At 47.0% G+C, this 12,483-nt stretch carries 10 protein-coding genes; 8 read left to right on the top strand and 2 right to left on the bottom strand.

Annotation, left to right across the window (positions count from 1 at the left end; genetic code table 11):
- Positions 1 to 33: 33 nt before the first annotated feature.
- Together Y71_RS23855 and Y71_RS23850 are read right to left on the bottom strand one after the other, a co-directional pair.
- Positions 34 to 735, bottom strand: a complete 702-nt coding sequence (locus Y71_RS23855) for a fimbrial biogenesis chaperone (RefSeq protein WP_236946446.1) — start codon at positions 733 to 735, stop codon at positions 34 to 36.
- Between the two features lie 95 nt (positions 736 to 830).
- Positions 831 to 1,397 (bottom strand): fimbrial protein, encoded by a 567-nt coding sequence (locus Y71_RS23850; RefSeq protein WP_007372916.1) that lies wholly within the window; start codon positions 1,395 to 1,397, stop codon positions 831 to 833.
- A 966-nt stretch (positions 1,398 to 2,363) separates the two neighbouring features.
- Between Y71_RS23850 and Y71_RS23845 the strand changes: the two genes are divergently transcribed.
- The 8 genes from Y71_RS23845 to Y71_RS23810 all read left to right on the top strand — a co-directional run bounded on the left by Y71_RS23845 (position 2,364) and on the right by Y71_RS23810 (position 12,479).
- Positions 2,364 to 4,931 (top strand): filamentous hemagglutinin N-terminal domain-containing protein, encoded by a 2,568-nt coding sequence (locus Y71_RS23845; protein WP_081120864.1) that lies wholly within the window; start codon positions 2,364 to 2,366, stop codon positions 4,929 to 4,931.
- Positions 4,932 to 4,989: 58 nt separating this feature from the next.
- Complete coding sequence (locus Y71_RS23840) at positions 4,990 to 6,609, top strand: ShlB/FhaC/HecB family hemolysin secretion/activation protein (RefSeq protein WP_035943089.1); 1,620 nt, start codon at positions 4,990 to 4,992, stop codon at positions 6,607 to 6,609.
- 18 nt (positions 6,610 to 6,627) lie between these two features.
- Complete coding sequence (gene acpS / locus Y71_RS23835; RefSeq protein WP_007372922.1) at positions 6,628 to 6,996, top strand: holo-ACP synthase; 369 nt, start codon at positions 6,628 to 6,630, stop codon at positions 6,994 to 6,996.
- Between the two features lie 14 nt (positions 6,997 to 7,010).
- A complete protein-coding gene (locus tag Y71_RS23830; protein ID WP_145954155.1) occupies positions 7,011 to 7,772 on the top strand; it encodes an SDR family NAD(P)-dependent oxidoreductase in 762 nt (253 codons plus the stop codon).
- Between the two features lie 3 nt (positions 7,773 to 7,775).
- Positions 7,776 to 8,324 carry an ApeI family dehydratase gene (locus tag Y71_RS23825; protein ID WP_035943092.1) on the top strand — a complete coding sequence of 183 codons (549 nt, stop codon included), beginning with the start codon at positions 7,776 to 7,778 and terminating at the stop codon, positions 8,322 to 8,324.
- 19 nt (positions 8,325 to 8,343) lie between these two features.
- Positions 8,344 to 8,625, top strand: a complete 282-nt coding sequence (locus Y71_RS23820) for an acyl carrier protein (protein WP_007372925.1) — start codon at positions 8,344 to 8,346, stop codon at positions 8,623 to 8,625.
- 35 nt (positions 8,626 to 8,660) lie between these two features.
- Positions 8,661 to 9,821, top strand: a complete 1,161-nt coding sequence (locus Y71_RS23815) for an aminomethyl transferase family protein (protein ID WP_007372926.1) — start codon at positions 8,661 to 8,663, stop codon at positions 9,819 to 9,821.
- A gap of 99 nt (positions 9,822 to 9,920) precedes the next feature.
- The gene (locus Y71_RS23810; RefSeq protein ID WP_007372927.1) at positions 9,921 to 12,479 is read left to right on the top strand and encodes a beta-ketoacyl-[acyl-carrier-protein] synthase family protein; all 2,559 of its coding nucleotides are present in this window, start codon (positions 9,921 to 9,923) and stop codon (positions 12,477 to 12,479) included.
- Positions 12,480 to 12,483: the final 4 nt, after the last annotated feature.

Below are 12,483 nucleotides of genomic sequence, written 5' to 3'. Positions count from 1 at the left end.
CCGAAAAGAGTCCTGCCTTAGCACAAGCAAACGTTATAAGGGGTGTCTGGAATCCACATTTACGCCGTAATCATTCACCGTCACCAGCGCGATAGATGCGTTCTGGGTGCTTACCGTATTGGCGCGTAAAGGCCATTCGACTTTGCTTTTGGGGGGAACCATGACCGCATCGGCAAGTGGATATTTTGTGCCGTTAGCAATAAGCTCGGCGCGGCGAATAACGGAGTAATAACCGGTAGGATTTGTTACCTCAATGCCATGCGGCTTTAGCTGGAATGACAGCTTTTCTGCGGTTTCATACGAATTTCCGGGAATCGTATGCGGACGATAGAAAATTTTGAGGCGATTAGTTAGCGCCAGTACTAATTGATTGCGATCCTTATCTTTATTCTCCAGATAAGGTAATTGACTAAAACTGAAGTAAAAAATCGATTCACGATCCTGAGGCAAATTGTCCCCCGTGAAGATCAGTTTCACGGATTGCCCACTCTCTGGTTCCATTCTGAATATTTGCGGGGTGGTAATAAAAGGTGCTTCAGGATGTTTTGCTTTTTCAATACCGGAACCATCATCAACCTGAATACTGACGATAAAAGGCTGTGAACTGGTGTTTCTTAATTGAATTGTTTTTTCTTTGATATCATCGGGGTAGATGATTCGCGTCCCGGTCATGATCACGTTTGCGGCTGCGTTCACAGAAATGGTGATGGAAAATAAAAATACAGTAAAAGACATTAACCTATTCATTTTCACATTATCCCTGCGCTGGTTATTTATTGCGTAATATTGAATGGATTTCTGGCTGACGTCGTCACGCAGCCAGTTTTGATTTAGAGATAGCTCAGCGAATATTCAGCAATGGCGGTAATTTTACCGGCGGCGGCAGTGGTACTATTGAGGACATAATAGCGTGCGCCGTAATCATAACTGGCTTCTGTCTGGTTGGCCGGAAGGCTCAGCCCAGGCACGGAGGTGACACCGGAAAGCCGGATCTCGGTGCCCCCGGAACCTGCGTCCATCAACTGAATGCCGAAGCCTGTCGCCGCATCACCACCCGAATAGCTGTTGCCAAGTACACCCGTAGGATCAACGTTATAACCAAGGAAATTGGTGTTGATATTGGTCACGCTGGATGTTGACTGGCAGCCACTAATTGAAACAGTAAAAGGAGTCTGGCCGTAAAATTGGCCCTGGGTTAACGGCGTGCCAGGAGGGCTGAAGTCGGTCAGAGACACGGTAGGTAATAAGACGACGGAATCTGTGCGGCCATTGATGAGTACGTCGCAGGTCTGGCCTGAGATTTCGCCCTGAAAGGTCACTGTCGGCGCGGCAAAAAGTGGTAACGGTAATGTCATAACGCCCAGTAACGGTAACGTTTTTTTAATTCCGGTTCGCATATATATATCCTTATGTTTTAAAACCCATTTAGAAATAATGATATGGCAAATAATATTTGCCGATGGCAGCTTTTGTCATTCCATCATTAATATCACCGCCCAGGGATTTTATTACATATTATTTAAAGTAAAGACTATAGGCAATATGTTGACTTTAATTATGGGATTATTCAGAAATGGCAATTATATTATTTGTTTTATCTTATTTTTCTATTAATTAATACACGAAGCCAATAAAAAAGATGACCGCAGAGGGTAAGAAATGTGATCTGTTTATCAACGGTGTGCTTGTGAAATAAGTGATTCGGGAGCGACATATTGAAAAATCCTGGTTGGGGTGCGAAATGGAAGTGGCGAGGGTTATGAAATGTGATGATGAGGAGGCAGGCGGTAGTCTAAAGGCTGTATTGTGACAGACAGTGTTTTTTTCACTATTTTCTGTTTTAAATCCCGGGAATCATTTTTGAATTTTATTTCAAGTTATTTGGTGTCATCTTTATCAATATAACTTTGTCTTTTTATTTTTGCATTTTTAATTAATCTGAAAAATCCTATTTGGATTCTGATATATTGTTTTACCTTTCTTTTCCTGTTAGGTTTTCTCTGCCTTAAATAAGGTTTATTGCATCTGATTGTTACATCACTCAATAATATGAGACGCTTATTTTTAATAAGTCATGGTATTAATGTGGCTTACGATAAGCCGCTTTTCTATTCATTGAAACTTCTTCGATATAACTGAATTATCAAATTAAATGTTACTTCGGGAAGATGTATTGCGATATTCATTTAAAAGAATACAGCAAAAAAATATATATATTAAATTTTCAAACCAGGTAAAAGGAATTCAATAACATGAGTGCATTGGATAAAAAAGTTCAACGGTTTGTCAGGTCAAAACTCGGGCCGCTAACAGTTGCGATGATTTGCGCATTGCCGGCAGTGGCAAATTCAGCCGGATTAGTAATGAAAAATGGTACCGTTTATAACACCAATGGGGTGCCGGTCGTTGATATTAACACGCCAAATTCCAGTGGGTTGTCTCATAACTTCTGGGATGATTTGAACGTTGATAAAAACGGCCTCATTTTCAATAACGGTACTTCGGCCTCGGATACCGTGCTGGCTGGCCAGATTGCAGGGAACAGTAATCTGGTTGGCGGCCCGGCCAAAGTAATATTGAACGAAGTGGTTTCGAGAAATGCGTCCGTCATCAATGGCATGATGGAAGTCGCGGGCAATAAGGCAGATTTAATCGTCGCTAACCCGAATGGCATTACGGTGAATGGCGGTGGCTCCATCAATACCGGCAAATTAACGCTGACCACCGGGAAAGCGCAACTGACTGATGGCGAACTGGCGGGATACAACGTCAATGGCGGCACCATTACCGTCGGTAAACTGAGCAGTGCCAGCCCGACAGAGATCCTGTCACGCAATGTTGTCATCAATGGAAAAGTCACCGCTGATGAACTGAACATCGTAGCGGGAAATAACTATGTTAATGCGCGCGGTGAGGTTGCGGGTACAGTTGCGGCATCCGGGCTGCGCAACTATTACAGCGTTGACGTTTCTGCGCTTGGCGGGATGTATGCCAACAAGATTAACCTGGTAAGTACCGAAGCCGGTGTCGGCGTTCGCAACCAGGGCACAATTGCTGGCGGCGTAAATGGCATCAAAATTGATACCAAAGGCATCCTGCTAAACAGTAATGCGAAAATCCAGTCTGCCGGGCTTATTGATATCAAAACCAATGGCAGAATTGATAATACGACCGGCGAAATCTCTTCAATTGATACTATTTCCATCAATACTAACAAGGGCGAGATTGTAAACAGCCGCGCAGGTCGCATTGCCACTAACGGTAATATCAATATTAACAGCGGCGCGCTGACTAACAGTAATGGCAAAATCGCTGCCGCCGGTATGCTGGCTGTCGATACCAACAAAGCTACGCTGACCAACACGGGTAAAGGTAAAACCGTGGGTATTGAAGCGGGTATCGTGGCGTTAAAAACCGGCAATCTGAACAGCCGCAATGGGCAGATTAGCGGTGGTTATGTCGGTATTGAAGCGGCGTCAATCGATAACTCTGGCGGTAACTTGCAGTCCGCTGGTGATATCGACATCTTAAGCGCAGGCAATATCAATAATAACAAAGGGTTGATTCGCGCAGCTAACGGCCATCTCACACTCGGTTCTGGCGGTACGATCAGCAATGAAACGACCAAAACGGCAGATAACAACAGTTCTGACTCTCTGGGGATCATTTCGCAGAAAGAACTTTATATTGGAGCCAAAAGGATCGTTAATCGTGGCGGTCAGATCGCGTCGAACGACGTTGTCACTGTTAAGAGCACCGGTGATATCGATAACTACACCGGCAAGATCGTCTCCAGCGTTAAAGTATTGGCCCGTGGCACCTCTTTGAATAATGACCGGGGCGGCCTGAGCGCAGATCGTGGCGTAGATATTGCTGTTAGCGGTACGGTGAGCAACAACATCGGTGTTATCAGCTCGAACAAAAGTGATGTGGAGCTGAATGCTGGCGATATCGATAATGTTGGTGGTTTGATGCTGGGGGAAAATATCACCCTGAATGCTAAAAACAACGTCAACAATGATACTGCGCTGATTGTGGCCAGAAAATTACTGAACGTGAATGTATTAGGTACTATTTCTAATAACAACGGTAACGATTTTGGTACCCGATATGGTGAATATTTCGGTATTCCTCAGCAAATCGGCGGCATGATTGGTAAAGAAGGCGTCTCTTTTTCTGCCCGAAATATCAATAGCACCAATAGTCGTATTATTTCCGACTTCGGCAATATGAAACTTGAAGCTGCCAGCACGCTGAATAATACGCGTGGTTTGCTGTACAGTGCGGGTGATATGGCGATTGACGTTGGTTATATGTTCTACAATAACTATGCGACAACTGCCAGCGCTGGCAACATGAATATCAGCACCGTTTCTCTGCAAAACTACAGTAACGGTTCCATTATTGATAATAATGCGACCGGGATTATTTCTTCTGATAAGAATCTGAATCTGAACGTGAATAATAGTTTCACGAACTACGGTTTTATTAATGCAGAAGGCGATCTGAAATTCAACGTTAGTAAAGGTATTCTGTATAACTCGAATACCATTGCCGCGGGTAAAGACCTGGCTATTGATGCGCTGAATGGTATTGATAATAACGGTGATATTGCTGGCGGTGAAATTCTGACGCTGAAAACGAAAGGCAGTGTGACAAACCGTACCAATCGCAATATTGTTGGTAAGCAGGTTGTCATTTCTGCTGGTCAAAATATTACGAACCATGGCAATATCGTCAGTGATAATTATATGGATGTCACCGCTAACGGTACCGTCTACAACTATCTCAATATGCTGAGCTATGGTTCGGCAAAAATAACGGCCAATACTGTCACTAACAGCGGCAGAGATGCATTGTTAGGTGCGTATGAAGATTTCTCTCAGGATGTGAAGAAATTGAATAACACCGGCACTGTTCTTGGTATGTAAGGTGTAAAAAAAGGCAGTGGCAAACTGCTGCTGCCTTTACTTCTTTCAGAGTGAATTCATGGAATTGCGATTTATAGCTTTTTGTATGCTCATGATTGTGGGCACTCAGGTATCAGCAAAGGATAATGTTGATAACCTGATAAAACAGCAAAAGAATGCGGATGCCAGCGTGCTGCATGAACAACAGTTTGAGAAAAAAGATGTTTTCTCAAATACCGATCGGAAAGTATTTACTCTGCAAGATCTTCCCAGGGAAGAAAATTGTTTTACTGTCAAGAATGTTCTTCTTGAAAATGATTTTCTAAAAGCTAAAATTACGCAATCTATTAATGAGAACATTGCCGGGCGCTGTATCGGTGTTGCAGGTATTAATACAGTCGCATCAGCTTTGCAGGATTATTATATTGATGCGGGCTATGTAACTACGCGGGTTATCATTCCGACACAGAATATCTCTACCGGTGAACTCAAATTTACCGTCGAAGCAGGTAAGATTGAAAATGTCATTGTTGCTGGTGATGATATTCGCGCGTGGATGTTACCTTTTAAAAATGAAGATATTCTGAATATCCGTGATATTGAACAGGGGCTGGAAAACCTGCAATTTGTTCCCGGCGTGAATGTTAAAATTAATATAGAGCCGGGTAGCCAAAATGGTTACAGCAACGTCAGTATTAACACTAACCGTTTTAAAAAGTGGAGCGTCAGAGCAAGTTATAACAACTGGGGCGATGAAGCGACCGGTCAGTATTTAACCTCTGCGGTAGGCTATCTTTTTAATACGGCGAAATTAGGCGATCTCTTTTACCTGGCCGGCACCAGCAGCACCACCGGTAAGTATCAAAACATCAGTGGCTACTATTCATTCCCGGTCGGCTACTGGAATTACACATTTTTCTACAGTAAGAGTGATTCGCGACAAACGGTTCCGCTCTCTTACTTTTCGCTGGATTACGCCGGTAACAGCGAGTACCTGAGCGCGAAAGCAGCAAGGACGGTCTATCGTGATAAAAGCAGGAAGATCGCGGCAAGTGCCGAGCTTATCCGCAGAACCTCCGGATATACTCTCGACGGCGAAGAGCTGGTATTACAGAGCCGCGATATGGGGAACGTGAAGTTCGGGCTTAATTATAAGCAGCAGTTTGCCGATGCTTCTCTGGACGCCACCCTCTCGTGGCAGCGTTTCTTAACATGGTTTGGCGGCGAACAAACGCCGGATATGCAGTATGGTGAAGTCAGCCCAATAAGTCAGTTGTTTAACTTTCAGGGAAATTATACTCAGCTGTTTGCCAATGGTTACTACAACGGGAGCTTCTATGCGCAATATGCGCCGCGCCAGTTGACCTTGCAGGATCAGATGACCGCGGGCGATCGGTGGAGTGTGCGTGGATTTGAAAATAGCTATGGCCTGACAGGGAACAGTGGTTTTTATCTGCAAAATACATTCTATCGGCCCATAGGTACGGCTAATGCCAGACTCTATTTCGGTATGGATTTTGGGCAGGTGAAAGAAGATGGTTACTATGGCGATGAAACTATTGCTGGCGGCGCCATGGGTATCGAAGGGAATATAAAGAGCCTGGGATATGATTTCTCCATCACTACGCCGCTGAAATATCCTGGTGATTTGGTAGTGAACAAGGCTAACTTTAATTTCAACTTCTCGTATCAGCTATAATTTTGAGTGTGTAGTACGATGCGTATTGGTACGGATATTGTAGAAGTTGCGCGCATAAGTCGGGCGATTGCCAACGGGAAAATGGATTTTATTGAGCGCGTTTATACTGAAAAGGAAATCACAAAGATTAACCCTTCCGATATAAATTATGAATGCGCTTCCGGTTTCTGGGCGGCGAAAGAAGCGGTGGTAAAAGCGGTAGGCTGTGGTTTTCGCGATGGTATTCGCTTTCATGATATCGAAATTATTCATGACGAGTATGGTTGCCCGCAATTTGTTTTTACCGGAAGACTGAAAGAGATTCTTGCAGAGAAAGGGATGGAGAATGTATCCCTGAGTATTTCGCATTGCCGGACTCACGCCGTGGCGACAGTCATTATTTATTAACTTAAATTTTTATCATGAATATGTATAAATACAACGATCTTAATGAAAACACCGTGCTGGTGACGGGCGCGAGTGGCGATATTGGGCTGGGCATTTGCGCAAAGTATTTAGAGCAAAACTGTGTTGTTTATGCGCTTTATAAATCGAATGCCACACAACTCAACGCGCTGAAAGCGTCACATCCGGCGGGTGACAAACTGCACATTATGCAGTGCGATTTGGCCGATCCGCAGAGCGTAGCGGCGCTATGCTCCCATCTCTCTGAAGTGGCCGGAAAGATTGATGTTCTGGTCAATAACGCGGGTATTGTCAAAGACAGCCTGTTTGCCTCAATGAGTTTTGAGGATTTCAGCCAGGTGATGGACACCAATATGCTCAGCGTCTTCCGGTTAATCAAAGCCGTGTTGACGTTACTGCATTCAGCGCAGAGCCCGGCAATTATCAATGTCGCCTCCATTGCCGCCATTATCCCGAGTGTCGGACAGTCCAATTACAGCGCCTCCAAGGGGGCCATGCTGGGCTTTACCCGCACGCTGGCGGCCGAACTGGCTGCTTATGGCATCCGCGTTAACGCTGTCGCACCGGGTATGATTGAATCGCGTATGGTGAAAAAAGTCTCGCGCACCGTTGTGCGCAGCGTGGTTGGCTCCATTCCCTTAAAACGGCTCGGTACGTGCGAAGAAGTGGCAAACGCCATTGTTTTCTTAAGTTCCTCTGCCTCCAGTTATATCGTCGGCCAAACTATCGTTATCGATGGTGGTCTGGTAATGCGGTGATTTATGTCTAAATACACGATTCCCGCCAGGATCTTCCTTGAGATGGGCGGCTGGCGACAGCCCCTGATAATGGTCGACAAAATTGATGACTATAAATACGGTGAAAATGGCTACGTGAAAGTCGTCAAACATGTCACCTATAACGATCCGTGGTTGTCCGGACATTTCCCTGACGATCCGATTATGCCCGGCGTCATTATTTCAGAAATATTTGGTCAGGCCAGCGAGTATTTCTCCTTCCTGACGGATATTTGCGAAATTTATCGTGAGAAATATCATGTCGAACTCACTTCGTTACGTGATATCCATGCGCGGATAAATGAGCCTGAAATGTTGGAGATTATTCGTACGCGGCGTGCGCAGGTGCGTGGTGTGCTTGCTGCGCAAAACCTGAAATTTAAAGAAATAGCTTTTCCCGGTGATTCTATTGAGGTCGTAAGTAAATTATCATTTTCCGATGCCAATGGTTTTAAACACTATTCTGTTACGGCCCATGCAGGGAAACGACTGATAAGCCACGGTACGATTATTAATTTTCGTGAATCTAAGTAATTAACATGGAGAGTTAGTTATGCTTACAATTAAAGACGATATTGAAAAGCGCAAAGATGTATTGCTGACCATCAAAACTGAAATTATTCAGCGATTGAATATTCAAAGGGATGAATCTCAAATCGATGATGATACAGCACTATTTGGTAATGGTTTGAAGCTGGATTCTGTGGATGCCACCGAGATTGTTGTTCTGCTGGATAAAGTATTCGATATTAAAGTCACGGAAAGCGACGATCCTTCATATATGAGAAGTATCAATAGCCTGGCGACATTTATCATTCAGAAGAAAAATTCGTAATCTGCATTTAAAAGGGAATTTAACAGGATACTTATATGACATCTCTTAATGATATTCATTTGAAAAATAATGCCATGATGGGCATTTATAACGGTTATTCCATCCCCTTCGCCTATAACGAACCGATGGTCGAATATAAGGCGATGCGCGAAAATGCGCTGCTGGTCGATTACTCGCACGTAGCGATTGTCAGCGTGATGGGCGATGACGCATGGGCGCTGGTTAACCATCTGGTTTCCGCCGATGTTTCGATTATTCGTGATGAGCAGGGCATCTACTCTCTGGTGCTGAATGACGATGGCACGATCCGTGGTGATGTGTATGTTCTCTGCGCTGCTGACGGTTATTACCTGCTTTCAGAAGATATTCCTGCAGGCGAACTGATTGAGCGTCTGAATAAAAGTCTGCAAAAAGCGGATGAACTCGATATCCAGGAGATCCCGGAAATTCGCGCCATGCGTGAAGAGAACTGGGGCGCTATTCTGCTGGAAGGTCCATACGCCTGGGAAGTCATGGCTGAAATTCATGGCTTCGATATTATCGGTCTGCCGTATTATGAGTATATGAGTACCGATGATGAGCTGATGATTTTCCGCTGTGGTAAACACGGCGAATTTGCTTACATGGCGATCGGTCAACAGCCTGCGCTGGCGGAACAGTGGCAGAAACTTGTCGATATCGGCGACAAATATCGCTTGCAGACCGGCGGCCTTGATTACCAGATCATCGCGCGGGTAGAGAATCCTTGCTGGGATGGTCGCAGCCTGGCGCACAGCACGTTGAATCCCATTGAGTTGCAAATGCAATGGGCCGTGCAATACGACAAAGAAGATTTTGTCGGTAAAGCGGCTGTCGAAGCGCTGTCTCATGACACTCATCAATCGAAAATGATTGGTATGATCGCCGCAGAAGCGTGTGCGGGTATTTACGCTGGCGATCGCGTCATGGTGGATGGCAATGAGGTTGGTAAAGTTGTCAAAGCCCTCTTTTCACCCGCCTTACAACGATATATTGCTCTGGCGCTTATCGATAATGAATATGCATGGTCCGATATTAGCGGCTTCCATATTCAAACCGCGAATGAAAAGGTCGCTGCGCAAACGAAAGGTATGCCGTTTATTTATAATTTGAGCATGTTGGTTAGCCCAACTGAGCACAGTTATATCGATACCAGCAAAAGAAAAAGCGCAGTTTGATTATTGAAAATAACCAGCCGGGAAATAAAGAGCAGGTAGCGGATATTTCCCGTGCCTGGTTATTTCATGCCTATTCGTCGTTAACTCCAGGTAATATTTATGCAGACAAGCAGGAAAAGGGTTGTCATCACCGGCATCGGGATTTTGTCGTCGCTGGCAGAAAATGTCGCGGATTTCAGAGAAGCGTTGCTGAATAAGAAGTGCGGCGTTGCTGACAGTGAGCGTTTTTCAACATGGTTTGAAAACGCCAGAGCGGCGGAAGTGCTGCATGATATCGATTACTCCGGCCTGCCAGAAGGGCTCGCGGACTCACTCGATAACGCTGCGCTGTGGGCTTATAAAGTGGGAAAAGACGCGCTCAATCAGGCAGGGCTGGCGGATAACGCGGCAAGCCTGTGCGATACCGGCTTAATCGTGGGCGTCTCATCCGCAGGGACCGAAGCGTTTTTGCCGCTCTTTGAGCAACGCCTGCAAGACTTTTCCCTGCGCAAGGCGCTCTTCTCCGGCGGCTTCTCTTCCTGCTGCTCCAGCGTCTCCACGCTGCTCGGCCTGAAAGGAGGCGTTGAACTGGTCGCCACCGCCTGTACGGCCAGCCCCAACGCAGTGGGCATGGCATATGATTTTATTCAGAACGGCAAGAGCAAAACCATGCTGGCCGTGGGGACTGAGCCTATCTACCTGCCGACATTCGCCGGTTTTTATGCGCTGAACGTTATGCATCCGGACTCCTGTACCCCTTTCTCTGGGCAGTCGGGAATGTCGATTGGCGAAGGCGCTGGCGCCATCGTGCTTGAAGAGTATGAGCATGCGGTTGCGCGCGGGGCGACGATTTACGGCGAGATCCTCTCTTATGCCACCTCCTGCGATGCATTCCATGAAACCGGGCCGGATCCGCGCGCCAGCGGTGCCGTGCAGGTAATGCACAAGGCGCTGGAGAATGCCGGGCTGAAGCCTGAGCAGATCGATTACGTCAATGCGCATGGCACCGGCACCGAAGCCAACGACCGCATCGAAACGCTGGCGATGAAAAAGGTTTTTGCCAACCACGAAAACCTGCTGATCAGCTCAACCAAATCCTACTTCGGACACAACATCGGCGCGGCGGGCATCGTGGAATTAATCGCTTGCCTGGTGACGCTGCCTGGTCATCAGGTACTGCCGACGCTGAACTTCTCGAAAGCGCGCCCGGGGTGCGATTTGGACTATGTGCCGAATGATTTCCTTGACCGGAAAATCAATATCTTCATGAAGAATAACTATGCGTTCGGCGGCAACAACTGCTGCATGATCGTCAGCATGGAGCCGGCGTCCGTTCCTGTCAGCACCTACGACGCCAAACGCGTGGCGATTTCCGGCATTGGCGCGGTATCGGCTATCGGCCATACGCTCAATGAGATCCTCGAAAACGTCTGGCAAGGCAAGCAGAACGTTGAACTGGGCGGAGTGACTTTCCCGGACGATACGCTGGAAGAAGCGAAAGAACTGCTCAAAGTGCTGGATGAGACCGGGCAGTGCGCGGATCTGTTCGGTGACGCCTTCTCTTTCAGCAACGCCACGTTGCCAGAGAGCGAAAAGAATTTCAAAACTTTCCAGGTAAGGGGCCTGGAGCCACGCAAGCACTTACGTCGTTTTGATCCGCGTAAGGCAACGCGGGGCGGTACGTTTGCCCTTATCGCGCTCTGCGAAGCGCTGGAGCAGGGGAAACGTAAAATTAAACGCGATGGCGATGCGCTGGGCCTGATTATGGGAATGTCCCGTGGTCCGCAGGAAACAACTTATAAATATTTGCAGAGCCTGAAACCCGATCCGCGTAAGGTGAGAACTTCGGAATTTCCGGGTTCTCTGATGAACGCGATTCCCACCTTCTGCGGCATTTCAGAAGGGATCAAAGGCTATACCACGACGCTGGCAAGCGGTGAAAATGCTGCGCTCGGCGCCTTAACCTACGGCTATGAGATTGTGCGCCAGAACCTGCAACCGCAGGTGATCGTTGGCGGCGCGGATGAATATTTTCCCTCAATGTCGCTCTATATGGATGCTGTCACGCAGAAGATCCAGATGACCTCGGCGGCAAGCGATTATCAGGTCTACGGCAAAGACGCCAAAGGGTATGTGCCGGGTGAAGGCGCCTGTATGTTGCTGCTGGAAGATCCGCAGACAGCCGCAGCGCGCGGTGCGGAAGTGCTGGCGGAAGTCGTGGGTTACGGGAAGTCATGCAGCAACAGTTACTTCGATGTCGCCGAGCTGGCGGAAAAATCGTCCTCAATGGCGCTGGCGGTGACCCGTGCGCTTGCGGACGCTGGCATCAGCGCGCGCGAGATCGATCTGGTGTGCGGCACCAGCAATGGCAGCGACGAGCATTCGCGGATTGAAATTGACGCTATCCGCGAGGTGTTTGGCGAGAAACAGCCGAACGTCCCGGTCGTTAACTACAACGCCTGCTTTGGTTTTGTCGCCTCAGCGGCGGGTTTGCTCAACCTCGCAGTCATCATCGATTGCATTAAAAAACAGTCCGTTCCGGCGATTCCTAATACCGTGGCGTTCTTCGATGAACGCGTGAACTTTGTCCGTCAACCGATGAAACTGGCAATCAAGCATGTCTTGTTGGTAGGGGCAACGGAAGGTGGGAACTATTACGCACTGGTAATTAAGGAATAAGGCT

Source organism: Kosakonia radicincitans DSM 16656 (assembly GCF_000280495.2).
GTDB classification, from domain to species: Bacteria; Pseudomonadota; Gammaproteobacteria; order Enterobacterales; family Enterobacteriaceae; genus Kosakonia; species Kosakonia radicincitans.
Note: the sequence above shows the minus strand (reverse complement) of the source record. Positions and strands in the feature narration are given on the sequence as shown.

What these genes read in the sequence shown, in the direction of transcription:
- Y71_RS23810 (WP_007372927.1), top strand. Translation starts at nt 9,921, where the DNA reads ATGCAGACAAGCAGGAAAAGGGTTGTCATCACCGGCATCGGGATTTTG.
- Y71_RS23845 (WP_081120864.1), top strand. Translation starts at nt 2,364, where the DNA reads ATGAAAAATGGTACCGTTTATAACACCAATGGGGTGCCGGTCGTTGAT.
- Y71_RS23820 (WP_007372925.1), top strand. Translation starts at nt 8,344, where the DNA reads ATGCTTACAATTAAAGACGATATTGAAAAGCGCAAAGATGTATTGCTG.
- Y71_RS23815 (WP_007372926.1), top strand. Translation starts at nt 8,661, where the DNA reads ATGACATCTCTTAATGATATTCATTTGAAAAATAATGCCATGATGGGC.
- Y71_RS23830 (WP_145954155.1), top strand. Translation starts at nt 7,011, where the DNA reads ATGAATATGTATAAATACAACGATCTTAATGAAAACACCGTGCTGGTG.
- Y71_RS23855 (WP_236946446.1), bottom strand. Translation starts at nt 735, where the DNA reads ATGTCTTTTACTGTATTTTTATTTTCCATCACCATTTCTGTGAACGCA.
- Y71_RS23840 (WP_035943089.1), top strand. Translation starts at nt 4,990, where the DNA reads ATGGAATTGCGATTTATAGCTTTTTGTATGCTCATGATTGTGGGCACT.
- Y71_RS23850 (WP_007372916.1), bottom strand. Translation starts at nt 1,397, where the DNA reads ATGCGAACCGGAATTAAAAAAACGTTACCGTTACTGGGCGTTATGACA.
- Y71_RS23825 (WP_035943092.1), top strand. Translation starts at nt 7,776, where the DNA reads ATGTCTAAATACACGATTCCCGCCAGGATCTTCCTTGAGATGGGCGGC.
- acpS (WP_007372922.1), top strand. Translation starts at nt 6,628, where the DNA reads ATGCGTATTGGTACGGATATTGTAGAAGTTGCGCGCATAAGTCGGGCG.